Source organism: Bradyrhizobium yuanmingense, assembly GCF_025200905.1.
Taxonomy (GTDB): Bacteria; Pseudomonadota; Alphaproteobacteria; order Rhizobiales; family Xanthobacteraceae; genus Bradyrhizobium; species Bradyrhizobium yuanmingense.
In genome coordinates this window covers 7,522,032-7,540,388 of record NZ_CP104173.1, presented here as the reverse complement: position 1 = coordinate 7,540,388, position 18,357 = coordinate 7,522,032, and the positions used below count along the sequence as shown (strand labels likewise).

General features: G+C 65.6%; 18 protein-coding genes. 7 read left to right on the top strand and 11 right to left on the bottom strand.

The annotated features are described in order from the left end of the window. Window positions 1–267 precede the first annotated feature (267 nt). A complete protein-coding gene (locus tag N2605_RS34950; RefSeq protein ID WP_260345218.1) occupies window positions 268–1,218 on the top strand; it encodes an IS110 family transposase in 951 nt (316 codons plus the stop codon). A gap of 217 nt (window positions 1,219–1,435) precedes the next feature. On the opposite strand, the gene N2605_RS34945 is transcribed toward N2605_RS34950, so the two are convergent. Then, a complete protein-coding gene (locus N2605_RS34945; RefSeq protein WP_260345216.1) occupies window positions 1,436–2,824 on the bottom strand; it encodes a flavin monoamine oxidase family protein in 1,389 nt (462 codons plus the stop codon). Between the two features lie 188 nt (window positions 2,825–3,012). Here N2605_RS34945 and N2605_RS34940 point away from each other — a divergent pair, with 188 nt between their 5' ends. Beyond that, a complete protein-coding gene (locus N2605_RS34940) occupies window positions 3,013–3,978 on the top strand; it encodes a YiiX/YebB-like N1pC/P60 family cysteine hydrolase (protein ID WP_074447580.1) in 966 nt (321 codons plus the stop codon). 153 nt (window positions 3,979–4,131) lie between these two features. Here the strand turns inward: N2605_RS34940 and N2605_RS34935 are convergent, their stop codons facing one another. Beyond that, on the bottom strand, window positions 4,132–4,407 hold the full coding sequence (locus tag N2605_RS34935; RefSeq protein WP_036003300.1) for a metal-sensitive transcriptional regulator: 276 nt from the start codon (window positions 4,405–4,407) through the stop codon (window positions 4,132–4,134). Between the two features lie 63 nt (window positions 4,408–4,470). Between N2605_RS34935 and N2605_RS34930 the strand changes: the two genes are divergently transcribed. The 3 genes from N2605_RS34930 (at window position 4,471) to N2605_RS34920 (ending at window position 8,371) form a co-directional block, all read left to right on the top strand. Next, window positions 4,471–6,921 (top strand): heavy metal translocating P-type ATPase, encoded by a 2,451-nt coding sequence (locus tag N2605_RS34930; protein WP_260345215.1) that lies wholly within the window; start codon window positions 4,471–4,473, stop codon window positions 6,919–6,921. Between the two features lie 124 nt (window positions 6,922–7,045). Beyond that, window positions 7,046–7,492, top strand: a complete 447-nt coding sequence (gene nikR / locus N2605_RS34925; RefSeq protein WP_109141916.1) for a nickel-responsive transcriptional regulator NikR — start codon at window positions 7,046–7,048, stop codon at window positions 7,490–7,492. Window positions 7,493–7,630: 138 nt separating this feature from the next. After that, a complete protein-coding gene (locus N2605_RS34920) occupies window positions 7,631–8,371 on the top strand; it encodes a sulfate transporter family protein (protein ID WP_036024354.1) in 741 nt (246 codons plus the stop codon). A gap of 20 nt (window positions 8,372–8,391) precedes the next feature. Here N2605_RS34920 and nth read toward each other — a convergent pair whose 3' ends face one another. Continuing rightward, a complete protein-coding gene (nth, locus tag N2605_RS34915; RefSeq protein WP_192893023.1) occupies window positions 8,392–9,144 on the bottom strand; it encodes an endonuclease III in 753 nt (250 codons plus the stop codon). A gap of 22 nt (window positions 9,145–9,166) precedes the next feature. Here nth and N2605_RS34910 point away from each other — a divergent pair, with 22 nt between their 5' ends. Next, window positions 9,167–9,700 carry a DUF2244 domain-containing protein gene (locus N2605_RS34910; protein WP_260345213.1) on the top strand — a complete coding sequence of 178 codons (534 nt, stop codon included), beginning with the start codon at window positions 9,167–9,169 and terminating at the stop codon, window positions 9,698–9,700. A gap of 54 nt (window positions 9,701–9,754) precedes the next feature. Further along, window positions 9,755–10,651 carry a methylated-DNA--[protein]-cysteine S-methyltransferase gene (locus N2605_RS34905; RefSeq protein WP_036024351.1) on the top strand — a complete coding sequence of 299 codons (897 nt, stop codon included), beginning with the start codon at window positions 9,755–9,757 and terminating at the stop codon, window positions 10,649–10,651. A gap of 151 nt (window positions 10,652–10,802) precedes the next feature. On the opposite strand, the gene N2605_RS34900 is transcribed toward N2605_RS34905, so the two are convergent. The 8 genes from N2605_RS34900 to dnaK form a co-directional block, all read right to left on the bottom strand. Beyond that, window positions 10,803–11,426, bottom strand: coding sequence for a 2,3-bisphosphoglycerate-dependent phosphoglycerate mutase (locus N2605_RS34900; protein ID WP_036003261.1), 624 nt, complete (start codon window positions 11,424–11,426; stop codon window positions 10,803–10,805). A 26-nt stretch (window positions 11,427–11,452) separates the two neighbouring features. Continuing rightward, a complete protein-coding gene (dapB, locus tag N2605_RS34895; protein WP_109141920.1) occupies window positions 11,453–12,268 on the bottom strand; it encodes a 4-hydroxy-tetrahydrodipicolinate reductase in 816 nt (271 codons plus the stop codon). A gap of 291 nt (window positions 12,269–12,559) precedes the next feature. After that, window positions 12,560–12,871: a DUF1330 domain-containing protein gene (locus N2605_RS34890; protein WP_036003256.1), complete on the bottom strand. Its 312-nt coding sequence runs from the start codon at window positions 12,869–12,871 to the stop codon at window positions 12,560–12,562. 25 nt (window positions 12,872–12,896) lie between these two features. Beyond that, window positions 12,897–13,607: an orotidine-5'-phosphate decarboxylase gene (pyrF, locus tag N2605_RS34885; RefSeq protein ID WP_036024347.1), complete on the bottom strand. Its 711-nt coding sequence runs from the start codon at window positions 13,605–13,607 to the stop codon at window positions 12,897–12,899. A gap of 6 nt (window positions 13,608–13,613) precedes the next feature. Beyond that, the gene (locus N2605_RS34880) at window positions 13,614–14,192 is read right to left on the bottom strand and encodes an NADPH-dependent FMN reductase (RefSeq protein WP_260345212.1); all 579 of its coding nucleotides are present in this window, start codon (window positions 14,190–14,192) and stop codon (window positions 13,614–13,616) included. A gap of 55 nt (window positions 14,193–14,247) precedes the next feature. Next, a complete protein-coding gene (locus N2605_RS34875; protein WP_225144152.1) occupies window positions 14,248–14,847 on the bottom strand; it encodes a class I SAM-dependent methyltransferase in 600 nt (199 codons plus the stop codon). Window positions 14,848–14,935: 88 nt separating this feature from the next. Continuing rightward, window positions 14,936–16,072 carry a molecular chaperone DnaJ gene (gene dnaJ, locus N2605_RS34870; RefSeq protein WP_225142479.1) on the bottom strand — a complete coding sequence of 379 codons (1,137 nt, stop codon included), beginning with the start codon at window positions 16,070–16,072 and terminating at the stop codon, window positions 14,936–14,938. A 272-nt stretch (window positions 16,073–16,344) separates the two neighbouring features. Further along, window positions 16,345–18,246, bottom strand: a complete 1,902-nt coding sequence (gene dnaK, locus N2605_RS34865) for a molecular chaperone DnaK (RefSeq protein WP_036003245.1) — start codon at window positions 18,244–18,246, stop codon at window positions 16,345–16,347. Window positions 18,247–18,357 lie beyond the last annotated feature (111 nt).

Here is an 18,357-nt window from a genome sequence, read left to right as displayed (position 1 = left end):
GGGAGTGGTTATGGGGCAAGGTGGCAACTCCGAGTCTTCGCCAAACCACTCCCTGTGAGTATGGGTCCCGAATTGCATGTTGTTGGCGCCTTCCTGATGGAAGGTCAGACGCCGGCGGGACCTCGCGGTCCCGGAAGATCGTAACGATCGTGCAGATCTTGAGGCCCGCCGGCGCTTCTGGGTCCGGGCACGAACGGTAGAGAGGGCTATTCGCCCGTTTGCAATCCAGTGCTCGCTCCGGACCCATCGAGGATGATGGAGGTCGGTATGAACGGCAAGCGGGTAATTGGTGTCGACGTTGGCAAATCCTGGCTCGATGCGGCGGTTGAAGGTTGTCACCGCGTGCGACGGTACGACAACGATGCGGCCGGCATCGCGGCTCTGATCGAACATTTTGACCCGGCGCGGGATGTCGTGGTGTTCGAGCGCACCGGCGGTTGGGAACGGAACCTGGAGGCGGCGCTGGCGGAGAGGGCCATCACGTGGTCCGTCGTTCACTCGCAAGGCGTGAGGGCCTTCCGCCAGGCACAAGGGATCAAGGCAAAAACGGATCGGATCGACGCGCAGCTGCTGCGTGGCTATGGCCGCGACCGGCTCGATGCCGGCAAGCTGCGGCCTGGGCACAGGGAGGACGTGACGCTGGATTGCTTGATGGCGCGACAGCGGCAGCTCAAGGCCATGCGGCACGCGGAGAGTTGCCGCCTAGCCACCGCGGCACTGGAAGCAGTCCGCAGTTCTATTGAGCGTATGATTGCCGCTCTTGACGCGGCACTCGCCGCAATCGCGGCCGAGCTTGCCCGACACGAGAAAGAGCACACGGATTTGGTCTTCAAAGAGGAGATTCTGTGTGGCCAAATTGGTGTTGCCGAACAGACCGCCCGCGGCATCCTGGCGGAGTTGCCCGAACTCGGCAGGCTCGACCGCAAGGCAGTTACCGCGCTCGGCGGGTTGGCTCCGCGCGTCCATGAGAGCGGGAGCATTCGCAAGCGCCGCGGGCTGGCGCCCGGGCGTACGTCCATCAAGGTGATCCTGTTCAACCCGGCGCGTACGGCGATGCGGTTCGACCCACAGATTAAGGAGTTTTGCGGTCGGCTGCGGGCACGGGGCAAGCCCGGCAAGGTGATTATGGTGGCGGTAATGCGCAAGATGCTGGTGCGGCTGAATGCCCAAATGCGGGACGCAATGGCCCAGGCTTCAACCGGAGCTGCGGTTCAGTGAGGCGTCGATCATGGCAGCTCCTTGCGGCAGCGAGCGCAGGCCGTCAAGGCTGGCCGCAGGCCACCGCCGCAAGGCGGGGCGAAGCCGCCTTGACTGCCGAGCACGATGCCGCACACTGATCGCCGGTCGGCCACCTTGACAGCCACCACGGTAGATCTGCGCTCCGCTTCGCTGCGCCTGTCCGGACGACAGTGGAATTTATCGCGGCTTGATCGTCTTACTGCTTCGGCACGCGCCGCTTCTTCGTCGACTGGGTCGGCACGTCGGCCGGCTCGTCCTTCAGCGCGCCGATCTTGCGCAGGGCTGCATCGGCGGCGCGTTCACCGCTTTCCCAGGCGCCGTCGACGGTGCCCCAGAGCGTCTCGTGCGTGGCTTCGCCGGCGAGGAACACATTGCCGATCGGCTCGGCCAGGGTTCGTCGCGACAGCTGGCCGCCGGGCGCAGACGCCGACATCGCGCCCAGCACGTAAGGCGAGGCGTTCCAGCGTGTGGCGCTCGTCTTCTGCACCACGGAAGCGGCCTCGCTGCCGAACAGCTTTGTGATCCATTCCCTGGCGAAAGCCACCATGGCCTTCTCGCCCTGATCGGCGAGCTCGCGGCCGAACGAGCCGCCGACATCGATCGAGCACAGCGAGGAGCCGCCGATATTGGCGAACATCAGCGCCGTGCGGGTCGAATTGCTCTGCTCGATGAGGATGTCGTCGCGCGACAGGCCGAGCGGATTTCCCGGCAGCTGCAGCACGATACGATCGTAGCTGCCGAGGCTGAGCTTCGATGCCGCATCCAATGTCCGCTTGGGAATGTCGGGTGCGAACTTGATCGCGCCCGATGTCAGCACATTGGTCGAGACCGTGACGATGGCGGCGCGCGCGGCGATCTTGCCGGCTTGCGTCTCGACGCTGACGTCGCGGCTGCTCCAGGCGATGCGGCTCGCCGGCGTCGAGAGTGCCACCGGCGCCTGCTCGGCGAGCCTAGCGATCAGTGTGCCCAAACCCTGGCGGCAGGCGATCGCCGCGTTGCGGTCCTGCGCGCGTCCCTTGTCGATGGCGGACAGCTCCTTGAGGTCCTTGCCGGCGAAGCTCGCACCCAGCATGAACTCGGCCGCGCCGGCCCAGTCGCCGAGATCCTTCGGCAGCACCGATGCGCAGGAGGTGTCGAGCTTGCCCCGTCCGGCCTCGTCGATGGCGCGGTTGGCGCGCACCAGGGCGGCTAGGAATTGCTCGGTCTCGCCCGCGCGCGCGTTGCGGCGGCCAATGCGCATCTTCTGGCCCGAGGGCGCCGGCAGCACGTCCAGCCCGGCACTGCGCGCCAGCCGGATCATCGGGTTGGTGTCGGGATTGTACATCCAGCGCGCGCCCCGGTCGAACGGCGTGTCGAAGGTGGTGCTGTCGGTGATGCAGCGGCCGCCGACCTGCGCGGCCGCCTCCACCACGATGACCTTGCGGCCCGTCGCGATGATGCGCCGCGCCGCGGCAATTCCCGCCGCCCCCGCGCCAATCACGACGATGTCAGCCTCGCGCGGCAGGGGCGCGGCCGATGCGCGCAGCACCGGCATCGCCGCAAGGGCCGCCGACGCCGAAAGAAAGCCGCGGCGCGTGATTGTCATGTCATGGTTTCCGGGGACTTGCGGCGAACGTGAACAGCCCGCGAACCTTGCCGTATCCGATGTTGCGCAGCAACCAGGATGGTGAATCAACCATGCTTGATCTCACAGAGTGATGAACCGAATTGCAACACGTTTCGACCATGATAGAGAAGGGAAAAGACGGCCGGAAAAGGCCGTGGGGGGTTGAGATGGGGACGGTCCTGGATTCTGTCGGCAAGGTGATTGCCGCGTACCTCTCAAAGGAGGTGCCGGGCTATGAGCCGTTCACGCCGAGCGACCCCGAGCATCTGCGCGGCATCATCGAGCCCGGCGACGTGCTGCTGGTCGAGGGCAACAACCGCATCTCCGGCATCATCAAATACTTGACGCAGTCGACCTGGTCGCACGCCGCGCTCTATGTCGGTCCGATCGATGGGGCAGAGGAGTCCAATGGCGAGCCGCATGTTCTGATCGAGGCCAATATCGGCGAGGGCGTCACCTCGGCGCCGCTGTCGAAATATTTCCCCTATCACACCCGCGTCTGCCGCCCGGTCGGGCTGTCCTATGAGGATCGCACCACGGTGTGCCGCTATGCGATCAACCGCATCGGCTTCGGCTACGACACCAAGAACATCGTCGACCTCATGCGCTATCTGTTCCCGCTGCCGATACCGCAGCGCTGGCGCCGACGCATGATCGCGATCGGCTCGGGCGACCCGACCAAGATCATCTGCTCGGCGCTGATCGCGCAGGCCTTCGACGCCGTGCGCTACCCGATCCTGCCGAAGATCACCAAGGCCGGCAGCCGCGCCGCACGGCGCGAGATACTGCACATCCGCGATTCCTCGCTCTACATGCCCCGCGACTTCGACATCTCGCCCTATTTCGAAGTCGTCAAACCCACCATCGTGCACGGGTTCGACTACACCGCCTTGCACTGGGCCGACAAGCAGAAGCCGCTCGAGGAGGTGGCGGGCTCATTCAGTGTGTTTCCAGAAGCGCTCGTGGCGCCGCCGCTCGCTCCTGAAGCGGCTGACGAAGCGACGTCGGGTGAAATTCCGGCTCAAGAAGTGAGCGCGCCGCCTGCGCGAGCCAGTGTGGCTTTCTCCGAGCATTTCGTGCAGCTGAGCGAGCTCGCGATGTATCGCGCGCGGGCGCGGGAGAAGACGGCTTAGGTTCGCACGGTCTCGTAGGGTGGTCAAAGGCGCGAAGCGCCGTGCCCACGTTCGGGCGCGATCACTGACCGACGGTGGGCACGCTCCGCTTTGCCCACCCTACGAGACTTCGCCACGAGCGCAGCGAAGCAACGGCGGTGGAGAGAGCGCGCGCTACCGATCCGCCCGTCCGATCACCGCCATCAGCTCCGCGATCTTGGCGCGCTGGTCGGCCTTGTCGCCGCTCGCGATGGCGTGCTCGACGCAATGGGCGACGTGATCCTTCAAAACCTCTTCCTCGACCCGGCGCAGCGCGGCGCGCACCGCCGCGATTTGCGTCACGATGTCGATGCAGTAGCGGTCTTCCTCTACCATTCTCGAGAGGCCACGAACCTGGCCCTCGATTCGGCCGAGACGTTTTCCGACGGATGCCTTGATGTCCTTGCGCATGGGGTCTATATACCCCTACCGGGTATAGGTTTCAAGACCAAGCGCAAAGGCCGGAACATGGCAATGAACAACAACGAGCACGAGCATCGTCACAGCGCGGGAACGCATTCCGGATGCGGCTGTTCCACGAAAGCTGCAGCGCCGGCGGCGAAGCCCGAGGCTACCTCGTGCTGCGGCGGCCACGGCGATCATGCCGGCCACGACCATCATCACGGCGACGCCGCAACCAAGGTCAAAGATCCCGTCTGCGGCATGATGGTCGATCCCGCGACCTCGAAGCATCGCATCACACATCACGGCGAGACCTTCCATTTCTGCTCGTCCGGCTGCCGCACCAAGTTCGCCGCCGATCCCGCCAAGTATCTTGCCAAGGACAAGGCGCCCGAACCGGAGATGCCCGCGGGCACGATCTACACCTGTCCGATGCACCCGCAGATCCGCCAAGTCGGTCCGGGCACGTGCCCGATCTGCGGCATGGCGCTGGAGCCTGAGGTCGCAAGCCTTGAGACCGGCCCAAATCCCGAGCTCGCCGACATGACGCGACGGTTCTGGATCGGCGGCGTGCTGTCGCTGCCGCCGATCGCGCTGGAGATGGGCGGCCACCTCGCGGGCCCCCACAGCTGGATCGATCCGACCGTGTCGAATTGGATCCAGCTCGTCTTTGCAACGCCCGTGGTGCTGTGGGCCGGCTGGCCGTTCTTCGTTCGCGGCTGGCAATCGCTGCTGACGCGCAATCTCAACATGTTCACGCTGATCGCGATGGGTACGGGCGTTGCCTATGTCTACAGCGTGCTCGGCACGGTCACGCCGCAGATCTTCCCCGCCACCTTCCGCGGCCATGAGGGCGCGGTCGCAGTCTATTTCGAGGCGGCCGCCGTCATCACCGTCCTGGTGCTGCTCGGCCAGGTGCTGGAGCTGCGCGCCCGCGATGCGACCTCGGGCGCGATTAAAGCGCTGCTGCAGCTCGCGCCGAAGACCGCGCGCCGCGTCGACGCCGACGGCAGCGAGCACGAGGTCGAGATCGACACGCTGCACGCCGGCGATCGCCTGCGCGTGCGTCCCGGCGAGAAGGTGCCGGTCGACGGCGTCATCCTCGAAGGCCGCTCGTCGCTAGATGAATCACTCGTGACAGGCGAATCCATGCCGGTCACCAAGGAGACTGGCGCCAAGGTCATTGCCGGCACGCTGAACCAGTCCGGCAGCTTCATCATACGTGCCGACAAGGTCGGGCGCGAGACGATGCTGTCGCAGATCGTGCAAATGGTCGCGGATGCGCAGCGCTCGCGCGCGCCGATCCAGCGCCTGGCCGACCAAGTCTCCGGCTGGTTCGTGCCGGCCGTGATCGTCGTTGCCCTCGCCGCCTTCGGTGCCTGGGCCTGGTTCGGACCGGAGCCGCGGCTGGCCTTCGGCCTGGTCGCGGCTGTCAGCGTGCTGATCATCGCATGTCCCTGCGCGCTCGGCCTCGCGACGCCGATGTCGATCATGGTCGGCGTCGGCCGCGGCGCGCAAGGCGGTGTGCTCATCAAGAACGCCGAGGCGCTGGAGCGTATGGAGAAGATCGACACGCTCGTGGTCGACAAAACAGGCACGCTGACCGAAGGCAAGCCCAAGGTGGTGACGATCGCGCCGGCGTCCGGCTTCGCGGAAGAAGACATCCTCCGGCTGGCGGCCACCGTCGAGCGCGCCAGCGAGCATCCGCTGGCCGACGCCATCGTGCGCGCGGCCAAGGAAAAGCAGCTCACCCTCGGCCAGGTCGAGCAGTTCGACTCGCCGACGGGCAAGGGCGCGACGGGCAAGGTCGACGGCAAGACCATCGTGCTCGGCAATGCCAGATATCTGTCGTCGATCGGCATCGACACCGAGTCGCTCGCCGCCGAAGCCGAGCGGCTGCGCGGTGACGGCGCCACCGTGATCAACATGGCCGTCGACGGCCGGCTTGCCGGCCTGTTCGCGATCGCCGATCCGGTCAAGGCCTCGACGCCGGAGGCGCTGAAGGCGCTCGCGGCGGAAGGCATCAAGGTGATCATGCTGACCGGAGACAACCGCACCACGGCCGAGGCCGTGGCGCGCCGGCTCGGCATCGCCGAGGTCGAGGCCGAAGTGCTGCCGGACCAGAAGAGCGCGGTAGTGACCAAGCTGCAGAAGGCCGGCCGCAGCGTCGCCATGGCCGGCGACGGCGTCAACGACGCGCCGGCACTGGCGGCGGCCGAGGTCGGCATCGCCATGGGCACCGGCACCGACGTTGCGATGGAGAGCGCCGGCGTGACGCTGCTCAAGGGCGACCTCGTCGGCATCGTCCGCGCGCGAAAACTGTCGCAGGCGACGATGAGCAACATCCGGCAGAACCTGTTCTTCGCCTTCATCTACAACGCCGCCGGGATTCCGATCGCCGCCGGCGTTCTCTATCCGGCGTTCGGTCTGCTGCTCTCCCCGATCATCGCCGCGGCGGCGATGGCGCTGTCCTCGGTCAGCGTCGTCGGCAACGCGCTGCGGCTGCGTGCGACGCGGCTGTAAGGACGCTGTGTAGCCCGGATGGAGCGTAAGCGAAATCCGGGGGTCCTGCCGCATATTGCACCGTCCCGGATTGCGCTTCGCTCCATCCGGGCTACGGTTCAGAGGACATAAGCGGGAGCATCTGATGCAGCGGATTACCATCACGATCGAGGACGATCTCCTGGCGGAGATCGACGCCGCGGCCGAAGCGCGCGGTTACCAGAACCGCTCCGAGATCATCCGCGACCTCGCGCGCGCCGGCCTGCAGCAGAGCGCCGAGGACACCGCGCAAACCGGCCAATGCGTTGCCGGCCTCATCTACGTCTATGACCACGCAGCGCGCGATCTGTCGAAACGGCTGGTGCAGGAATTCCACGGCCACCACGACCTCGCGCTGGCGACGCTGCATGTCCACCTCGACGACAACAATTGCATGGAGATGACGGCGCTGCGCGGCGCGGCCTCCGAGGTCAGGCATTTCGCCGATCACATCATCGCCGAACGCGGCGTGCGCTACGGCCGCGTGGTGATGATCCCGACGGGGGACGGCAAGTCGGCGAAGGCGCGCAAGCACGGGCATAGACACGACTAGGCTGGATCTTACCCTCCCCCTCCAGGGGAGGGTGAGCAAGAGCTCGCGCCGCGTCCGCGGCCGAGGGCTGCCCCCGCCCTTGCCGAAGCCGCATTGGGTGTCTACCTCTCGCGAGGTGTTTATTTCAGAGGGTCCCCCATGCTGGATGCCGCCATCAAGGCGCTGTCGCAATTGATCTCGCCGCCGATGCGCTCGATCCTGTGGCGGTCGATCGGGCTCGCGCTGGTGCTGATCACCGTGCTGGCGATCGGCTTGCAGCGGCTGCTCAGCTGGTTTGCGACCTCCGGCGAGGTCTGGCTGGAAGGCCTGCTCGGGCCGGGCTGGCATTCTTCGATCGAGGTTCTCTCCTGGATCGTCTCGATCGCGACGGGTCTCGGCGTCGTGTTCGGCGGCATCTTCCTGATGCCGGCGATCACCTCGCTGGTGGCGAGCCTGTTCGTCGACGACGTCGCCGACATCGTCGAGCGCGAGCATTATCCGGCCGAGCGGCCGGGCGCGGCACTGCCGTTCAGCCGGGCGATGCTCGAGGGCATCAAGACCGCGCTCGTGGCCATCCTGGTCTATCTCGCCGCTCTGCCGCTGGTGCTGTTCGCCGGCGCCGGTTTCCTGATCTTCTTCCTCGCCGCCGCCTGGCTGCTGGGCCGCGAATATTTCGAGCTCGCCGCGATGCGCTTCCGCCCGCCGGAGGAAGCCAAGGCGATGCGGCGCGACAATGCCGCGACCATCTTCACCGCCGGCCTGTTCATCGCCGCCTTCGTCTCGATTCCGATCGTGAACCTGGCGACACCGATCTTCGGCATGGCCTTCATGGTCCACATGCACAAGCGCCTGTCAGGCCCGCGGCCCGAGCTGATCGAGCCGGCGCGGCAGGTGCGATAGCGGCCCGGGGCGGCGTTGCCTCACACCGTCTTCTCCGGCCAGCGACAGAGATCGTTGATCAGGCAGACTTCGCAGCGTGGCTTGCGCGCGAGGCACGTATAACGGCCGTGCAGGATCAGCCAATGATGCGCGTGCAGCATGAACTCGGCCGGGATCACCTTTTCCAGGCCAAGCTCGACCTCCAGCGGCGTCTTGCCGGGCGCTAGGCCCGTGCGGTTGCCGACGCGGAAGACATGGGTGTCGACCGCCATGGTGTGCTCGCCGAAGGCCATGTTGAGCACGACGTTGGCGGTCTTGCGACCTGCGCCGGGCAATGACTCGATCTCCGTGCGCGTGCGCGGCACCTCGCCGCCGAATTCATTGAGCAGCTTGGCCGACAGCGCGATCACGTTCCTGGCCTTGGTGCGGTAGAGTCCGATCGTCTTGATGTAGTCGCGCAAGCGCTCCTCACCGAGATCGAGCATCTTCTGCGGGGTGTCGGCAACGTCGAACAGCGCACGCGTCGCCTTGTTGACGCCGGCATCGGTCGCCTGTGCCGACAGCACCACCGCGACCAGCAGCGTGAACGGGTTGACGTGCTCGAGCTCGCCCTTGGGCTCCGGATTGGCCTTGCGGAAACGGCTGAAGACCTCGTGGACCTCGGCCGGCGTCCACGGTCTTGTGGCTTTAAGTGATTTCTTCGCGGGCGCTTTCGGCTTGGTCGCGACCGGTCTTGCCGTTCTCTTCGGCACCGCCGCTTTGCGCGGGACCGGCTTGCGGGTGATTTTCGCCATGATCGGGATATACTGATGGACGATGAGCACAAGCAACGAAATAGCGCGGTCGCGATCTGAGAGCGAGGATGAGCCTCAGATCTTCTCCGCGCTGCTGACGCCGCACCGCTCGCTGAACCGCACCGGCTTTCTCGCCGTGATGCTGTTCCTGAGCGCCGTCGGCTTCGTCACGGGCCTTGCTTTCCTGATGATGGGCGCCTGGCCGGTGTTCGGCTTCTTCGGTCTCGACGTGCTCGTGATCTGGTGGGCCTTCAAGGTCAATTTTCGCGCCGCACGGGCCAGCGAGGAAATCGTGGTGACGCCGTCGGAATTGCGGGTGCGGCGCGTCAGTCATCGTGGCCAGGTTTCCGAATGGACCTTCAATCCGCTCTGGGTCCGGCTCGACCAAGAGGTCGATGAGGAATACGGCATCGAGCACCTTTATCTGATCTCCCGCGGCCGCCGCCTGCTCATCGCGGGCTTTCTCGGGCCGGCAGAAAAGGCCAGCTTTTACAATGCCTTGGTGGGGGCTCTCAACGCCGCGCGGCGCGGCCCGACCTATCATCCGGCGACCTGAGCACAGTCGGAAATCGGGTGGTTTCGCGCCAGCGCCTCCCCTACATTTCCGGTCATGATGACCCTTGCGATACATGACCAGCGCCTGGCCAGGCCGGGCACCCAGAACGCCGCGTTGCGCGACTATGATTCGGTGCGGCGGGCGATCGCCTTCATCTCGGCGAACTGGCGCGCGCAACCGACCATCGAGGCGATGGCGGATGCCGCTGGCGTCACGCCGGATGAGCTGCACCATCTGTTCCGCCGCTGGGCTTCGATCACGCCGAAGGCTTTCATGCAGGCGCTCACCCTCGACCACGCCAAGAACCTGCTCAGGGATTCCGCCAGCATCCTTGACGCGGCGCTCGACTCCGGCCTGTCCGGGCCGGGCCGGCTGCACGATCTCTTCGTCACCCATGAAGCGATGTCGCCGGGCGAATGGAAGAACGGCGGTGCCGGCCTCACCCTGCGCTACGGCTTCCATTCCTCGCCGTTCGGCACCGCGATCGTGATCGCCACCGATCGCGGCCTGTCGGGCCTCGCCTTCGCCGACCACGGCGAGGAGAAGATCGCGCTCGCCGACATGACGCGGCGCTGGCCGAACGCCACCTATGTGGAAGATCATGAAGGCACCGCGCCGCTCGCGGCGCGCATCTTCGATCCAAAATTGTGGCGGCCGGACCAGCCGCTGCGCGTGGTGCTGATCGGCACCGATTTCGAAGTGCGGGTGTGGGAGACGCTCTTGAAGATTCCAATGGGCCGCGCAGTGTCCTATTCCGACATCGCCTGCAACATCAGGAATCCCAAGGCTTCACGCGCCGTCGGTGCCGCCGTCGGCAAGAACCCGGTCTCCTTCGTCGTGCCCTGCCACCGCGCACTCGGCAAGAGCGGCACGCTCACCGGCTATCATTGGGGCATCACCCGCAAGCAGGCGATGCTGGGCTGGGAGGCCGGGCAGCTGGGGCTGCAGTAGGCAAGATGCAGTAGGATTTCGCAGGGTGGGTTAGCGCAGCGTAATCCACCTCTCTGGTTTCCGCAGAACAGAAGTGGTGGGTTACGCCAGCGACTGCGCTTTGCGCAGTCGCCGTCTAACCCACCCTACGGCACCGCGCTTGCGGCAAAGTCTACCCCGCCAGATCCAGCTTCGAGGCCACGGTCGAATCCGCGTTGAGGCGGTAGATGATCGGCACGCCGGTGGCGAGCTCGCGCTTCAAAATGCCTTCGGGCGAGAGCTTCTCCAGCACCATGATCAGCGCGCGCAGCGAGTTGCCGTGGGCGGCAACCAGCGTGCGCTTGCCGTTGAGCACACCGGGCAGGATCTCCTGCACGTAGTACGGCAACGCGCGCGCGAGCGTGTCCTTCAGGCTTTCGCCGCCGGGCGGCGGCACGTCGTAGGAGCGGCGCCAGATCAGCACCTGCTCCTCGCCCCATTTCTTGCGGGCGTCGTCCTTGTTGAGACCGGAGAGATCGCCGTAGTCGCGCTCGTTGAGCGCGAGGTCCTTCGAAGTCGGCAGACCCTCCTGGCCGAGCTCAGCGAGGATGAGATCGAGCGTGTGCTGCGCGCGCGTCAGCACCGAGGTGTAGGCGACGTCGAACACCAGGCCCTGTGCCTTCAGCTTGCGGCCGGCTTCTTTGGCTTCCTTCACGCCGAGCTCGGTGAGGTCAGGGTCCTTCCAGCCCGTGAACAGGTTCTTCAGATTCCATTCGCTCTGGCCGTGGCGCACGAGCACGAGAAGGCGTTCGCTCATTGACTGCTTTCCGTTGCTTGATTGGATCAGATATCGTCGAGGCCGAGCACGTCGGCCATGGTGTAGTGCCCCGGCTTCTTGCCGTGCGCCCACAGCGCCGCCTTGAGCGCACCATGGGCGAACAGCATGCGGTCCTCGGCCTGATGCGACAGCGTCAGGCGCTCGAACGGGCCGAGGAAGGTCACGCTGTGATCGCCGGCCACGGTGCCGCCGCGCAAGGAGGCGAAGCCGATATTGCCCGGCCGGCGGGCGCCGGTGATGCCGTCCCGGCCGCGTTCGGAATGGTCATCGAGAGTAACCCCGCGGCCGCTCGCTGCGGCCTGCCCCAGCATCAGCGCGGTGCCCGAGGGTGCATCGACCTTCATGCGGTGATGGGTCTCGACGATCTCGATATCAAAACTCTGGTCGAGCGCCTTGGCAACGCGCTTGACCACGGCGGCGAGCAGATTGACGCCGAGACTCATATTGCCCGACTGCACCACCACGGCGCGATTGGTGACGCTCTTGATCACGGCATTGTCCGAGCCGGACAGGCCGGTCGTGCCGATGACGTGCACGAGGCCGCGTTCGGCGGCGATCGCGACATTGGCGATGGTCGCCGCAGGCACTGTGAAATCGAGGATGCCGTCGGCCTCCTTGCACATCGCCCAGAGATCGGCGGAGAGCTTGATGCCGTTGGCGGGCAGGCCGGCGAGCACGCCGGCATCCTTGCCGAGCAGCTGGGAGCCCGGCGCCTCCAGCGCGCCGGCCAGCACGGCGCCCTCGCTTTCAGCAATCGCCCGCACCAGCGCCCGGCCCATCCGGCCGCCGGCTCCCGCAACAATCAAGCGCATGTCGGACATGGTGTGATCCTCTTCGAGGCCGTTGTAGCGGGGGGAGGCAGTTCCGGCAACCGAGGGGCGATCGGGGGGCGCAGGCGCTCTTACTTTTTCCCTGGAGGGGCCCGGGACGAGCGTAGCTCGCCCGTGGGTCGGCACGCGATCGAGCAAAGCGAGATTGCGTGACGGGGTGGGGTGACGGTCTCTCCGCGACGAACAGTGCCCGGTGGAGAGATCACCCCGCCCCGCTCGCGCTGCGCGCGATCGACCCTTCCCCTCCAGGCCCCTCCAGGGAGGGTAAGACGGGATCGAGCCTCAGCCGTCCTGCGGCTGCGGGCCGTCGTAGCCTTCGATGACGATGAGGTCGGCGATCGAGTGCGGCTGGCGCACCTTGATGTTGGCCTGGTATTCCGGCGAGTTGTAGCAGGCGAGCGCGGTCTCGTAGTCAGGGAATTCGATCACGACGTTGCGGTTGCGGCTGGCGCCTTCGACGGCGGTGAACTTGCCGGCGCGGACGACGAAGCGGCCGCCCCATTTCTTGAAGATCGGGCCGTTGGCGATGGCGTAGGGCTTATAGCCCTCGTCATTGCTGACGTCGACACGCCCGATCCAGTAGCCTTTTGCCATTGTTCTTCTCCCTGTTGTTGATGGATTACCCGAGAGCTTGCGCGATCTCGGCGTGGATGGTGTCCGCGACCGCCTTGGGATCGGCGGCTTCCACAACCGGGCGCCCGACGACCAGATAATCCGCGCCGGCGGCGATCGCACGGCTAGGCGTCATGATGCGCTTCTGGTCGCCGCTGGCGGCGCCCGCCGGACGAATGCCGGGGGTGACGAGGCTCATCTGGTGGCCGACGATCTTGCGCAGGCTACCCACCTCCTCCGGCGAGGACACGAGGCCATCGACACCGAGCACCTGCGCCTGCTGCGCACGCGCCTCGACCAACTCCGACACGCTGAGCCGATAACCGGCCGCATGCAAATCGTCGTCGTCGTAGGACGTCAGCACCGTCACGGCGAGGATCTTCAGGCTGGCGCTGCCGCGGCCTTCGACGGCGCCTTTCATGGTCTGCGGATAGGCGTGCACGGTGACGAAGGTCGCGCCCAGCTTGGCGACGCTCTCCACGCCGCGCGTCACGGTGTTGCCGATGTCGTGCATCTTGAGATCGGCGAACACCTTCTTGCCCGCATCAGCGAGCTTGCCGATCAGCGGCAGGCCGCCGGCATAAGCGAGTTGATAGCCGATCTTGTAGAACGTGACGCTGTCGCCGAGCTTCGCGATCATCGCCTCCGCGGCATCAACGCTCGGCAGATCGAGCGCAACGATCAGGCGGTCCTTCGGGGCGATCTCGGCTGGCGTCATGTCACCTCACATCATGCGTTGGGAAACGTCGATCAATTGCGCCACCAGCTCCTTCAGCGCGGCGATATCGCCCTCGTTCTTCAGCCTGTCCCTATCGTCATAGGCCTGGTCGGCAAAGGCGAGCGTGAGCTGGCTGGCAATCACGTTGGCGTGGCAGGCGGAGAGGATCAGCCGCAGGGCCTGCAGCGCGCGAGCAGCACCTAACCGGCTCTGCGACGCGCCGGCAAGCGCGAAGACCCGGTTGCGGAACACCTCTCCGCGCGCCTCGTGCAGCTCGTGCACGCGGCTGACCCAGTCGATCGCGTTCTTCAGCAGCGGCGGCACCGAGGCGTTGTATTCGGGCGAGACGATGAGGACGCCGTGATGCGCGCCGATCATGCGCTTCAGATTGATCGCGTGCTTGGGCACGCCGGATTTGGCCTGGAGATCGCCGTCATAGATCGGCAGCGGAAAATCGGCGAGCGAGATGCGGGTGACGTCGACGCCGACCTGAGCAAATTCATAGGCCGCCACCGCCGCCAGCTTCGCATTGTGCGAGCCGGTGCGCAGCGAGCCGGGAATGATCAGGATCTTGGGGGCTGGCATCCAATCTCATGCATTCGGCGAAACGAGCCCGCCGCGCAAAGAGGAGCCGGCGGATTTAATGCTTGCGATACACCCAGACGCGGGCCGGCGGAAGGTTCATCCAGATCCGTTCCGAGGCCTCTGTGGACACGCCGGATAGCGATTTCGGGATCGGCGGCACCACCGCATAGGTGAACTGGATGAAGGGCGCACCGGGCGCGAGCGCGGTGAAGGCATCGCGGATGAGCCGCAGCCGCGTCAGCATCGGTTTGGTGACGAGCGGCAGGCCGGACACGACCGCGCTGGCCGGCGCGCTCAAGACATTCCAGAGCGTGTCGCGCAGGCGGTAGGCATCGCCCTGCACCACCTTGGCTTGCGGGTAGCGGTCGCGCAGCAGCGCGCAGAAGCCGGGATTGTATTCGACGAGAACGAGACGTTTCTGGTCGATCCCGCGCTCGATCAGCGCGGACGTGATGGCGCCGGTGCCGGGTCCGAGCTCGACTACCGGTGCGTCGGAATCGGGATCGACATAATGAGCCATGGTCCGCGCCAGCAGCTTGCCGGACGGCATCACCGCGCCCATGTGCAAGGGCTTTTCGATCCACGACCTGAGAAAGCGCACCTCGTCATCGAGACGAGGCTTCTTCAACGCACGCGCGGACGATGGCAATGGCATGTCGGGACCGGACGGAACCGCAGGACCGCGGCGTGTCAGAAAATGGTCATAAAGACGTATAGGCCGGAGGCGATACGGTCAAGACGCGTCAGTTCGCCCGATTGCCGAAGAAATCCTTGACCTTGGCGAAGAAACCCTCGGCTTCCGGCTGGGTATTGCCGGAGGAGAGCTTTTCGAACTCGGCCAGCAATTCCTGCTGCTTCCTGGTGAGGTTCTGCGGGGTCTCGACCATGACCTGAACGTACATGTCGCCCATCTGGCGCGACCGCAGCACCGGCATGCCCTTTGATGCAATGCGGAATCGGCGGCCCGACTGGGTGCCGGCGGGCACCTTCACCTTGGTCTTGCCCTTGTCGATGGTCGGCACCTCGAATTCGCCGCCGAGCGCGGCGGTCACCATCGAGATCGGCACGCGGCAATGCAGATCCGCGCCGTCACGCTGGAAGAACTGGTGCTGGGCCAGCGACAGGAAGATGTAGAGATCGCCGGGCGGCCCGCCGCGGACGCCAGCCTCGCCCTCGCCGGCGAGCCTGATCCGTGTGCCGTCCTCGACACCTTGCGGAATGTTGACCGAGAGCGTCCGCTCGCGGGTCACCCGCCCTTGTCCCGAGCAGGATGGGCAGGCGTCCTCGATCATCTGACCGCGGCCCTGACAGCCCGGGCAGGTCCGCTCCAGCGTGAAGAAGCCCTGCGACTGCCGCACGCGGCCGGCGCCGCCGCAGGTCGAACAGGTCTTCGGCTTGGTGCCGGCCTTGGCACCGATGCCCGAGCAGGCCTCGCAGGTGACCGAGACAGGAATCTCGATCTGCGCGGTCTTGCCGCCAAAGGCTTCCTCGAGGGTGATTTCCATGTTGTAGCGCAGATCGGCGCCGCGCTCGCGGCCGCCGCGGCCGCGCTGCCCGGCCATGCCGAACAGGTCCTCGAAGATGTCGGAGAAAGAGGAGGCGAAGCCGGCACCGAAACCGGCGCCACCGCCGAAGCCGCCGCCCTGCTCGAACGCGGCGTGGCCGTAACGGTCATACGCGGCCCGCTTGTCCTTGTCCTTCAGGACCTCGTAAGCCTCGTTGATTTCCTTGAACTTGACTTCGCTGGTCTCATCCCCGGGGTTGCGGTCGGGATGGAATTTCATCGCCAGCTTGCGGAACGACGATTTCAGCTTGCCTTCGTCGGCGTCGCGTTCGACTTCGAGGGTCTCGTAATAGCAGCGCTTGGTGGACGTGGACATGATGGGCTCGGTCTATCCAATCGCGATTCAAGTTGGCGCGGAACAACGCTGACATGCGGCGGTATGAGCGCCCTTCGACCTTGCGGCGGAGGGCAGCCTGGCAGCGCTGAGAATAACGGCTGGGAATTGATCGATCGTAACGGGGCCGACTTTGAAGGAGCCTTGAAAGGAGTCCTGGCCCGTCCGTCCCGACACGACGGCCTCCCCCGCAAGGGAGGAGGCCGGTAGCGTGTGTGGGGTCCAAGCCGTCCGCATCGTCACCCTCTCGGGGCTTAAGCGGACTTCTTGTTGTTCTTGTCGTCGTCGACCTCGGTGAATTCCGCGTCGACGACGTCGTCCTTGGCCGCATCCTTCTTGGCGTCGGCCTCGGCCTGCTGCTTGTACATGGCCTCGCCGAGCTTCATCGAAGCCTGCGCCAGCGTCTGGGTCTTGGCCTTGATCGCCTCGGCATCGTCGCCCTTCAGCGCTTCCTTGAGGTCGCTGACGGCATCCTCGATGGCGCGGCGCTCGCTCTCGGCAACCTTCGAGCCGTGCTCGGCCAAAGCCTTCTCGGTCGAATGCACCAGGCCATCCGCCTCGTTCTTGGCGGTGACGGCCTCGCGGCGCTTCTTGTCCGCCTCGGCATTGGCCTCGGCGTCCTTGACCATCTTCTCGATGTCGGCTTCCGACAGACCGCCGGAGGCCTGGATGCGGATCTGCTGCTCCTTGCCCGTGGCCTTGTCCTTGGCCGAGACGTTGACGATGCCGTTGGCGTCGATGTCGAAGGTCACCTCGATCTGCGGCATACCGCGCGGCGCCGGCGGAATGCCCATCAGGTCGAACTGACCAAGCATCTTGTTGTCGGCCGCCATTTCACGCTCGCCCTGGAAGACGCGGATGGTGACGGCGTTCTGGTTGTCCTCAGCCGTCGAAAACACCTGGCTCTTCTTGGTCGGGATCGTGGTGTTGCGGTCGATGATGCGGGTGAACACGCCGCCCAGCGTCTCGATGCCCAGCGACAGCGGGGTGACGTCGAGCAGCAGCACGTCCTTGACGTCGCCCTGGAGCACGCCGGCCTGGATCGCAGCGCCGATCGCCACGACTTCGTCCGGGTTGACACCCTTATGCGGCTCCTTGCCGAACAGCTGCTTCACGACTTCCTGGACCTTCGGCATGCGCGACATGCCGCCGACCAGCACGACCTCGCCGATCTCACCGGCGGTGACGCCGGCGTCCTTCAGCGCCTTGCGGCAGGGCTCGACGGTTTTCTGGATGAGGTCGTCGACCAGCGCCTCGAACTTGGCGCGGGTGAGCTTCATCGTCAGATGCTTCGGGCCGGTCTGGTCCGCGGTGATGAAGGGCAGGTTGATCTCGGTCTGCGTCGTCGAGGACAGCTCGATCTTGGCCTTTTCAGCGGCTTCCTTCAGGCGCTGCAGCGCGAGCTTGTCGTTGCGCAGGTTGATGCCCTGCTCCTTCTGGAACTCGTCGGCGAGATAACCCACGAGGCGCATGTCGAAATCTTCGCCGCCGAGGAAGGTGTCGCCGTTGGTCGACTTCACCTCGAACACGCCGTCGCCGATTTCGAGAATGGAGATATCGAACGTACCGCCGCCGAGGTCATACACCGCGATGGTGCCGGCCTTGGTCTTGTCGAGGCCATAGGCGAGCGCGGCCGCGGTCGGCTCGTTGATGATGCGCAGCACTTCGAGCCCCGCGATCTTGCCGGCGTCCTTGGTCGCCTGGCGCTGAGCGTCGTTGAAGTAGGCGGGAACGGTGATGACGGCCTGCTCGACCTTCTGGCCGAGATGGGCTTCCGCGGTCTCCTTCATCTTCTGCAGGATGAAAGCCGAGACCTGCGAGGGCGAGTAGGTCTGGCCGTCGGCCTCGACCCAGGCGTCGCCGTTGGAAGCCTTCACGATCTTGTAGGGAACGAGCTTCTTGTCCTTCTCGACCATCGGGTCGTCGTAGCGGCGGCCGATGAGGCGCTTCACTGCGAAGAAGGTGCGCTCGGGATTGGTGACGGCCTGGCGCTTGGCCGGCTGGCCGACGAGGCGCTCACCGTCATCCGTGACGGCGACGATCGAAGGCGTCGTGCGCATGCCTTCGGAATTCTCGATGACTTTGGCGTTCTTGCCATCCATCACGGCGACGCACGAATTCGTGGTGCCGAGGTCGATCCCAATGACCTTTCCCATGGTCCTGATATCCTTCTTTTTGCGGCAGGTTGGCTGGGCCCAAGAGGCACCCGAACCGAAACCCCCTAAGATCAAACATCCGCGATATTGCGATGATTGAGGCTCATATAG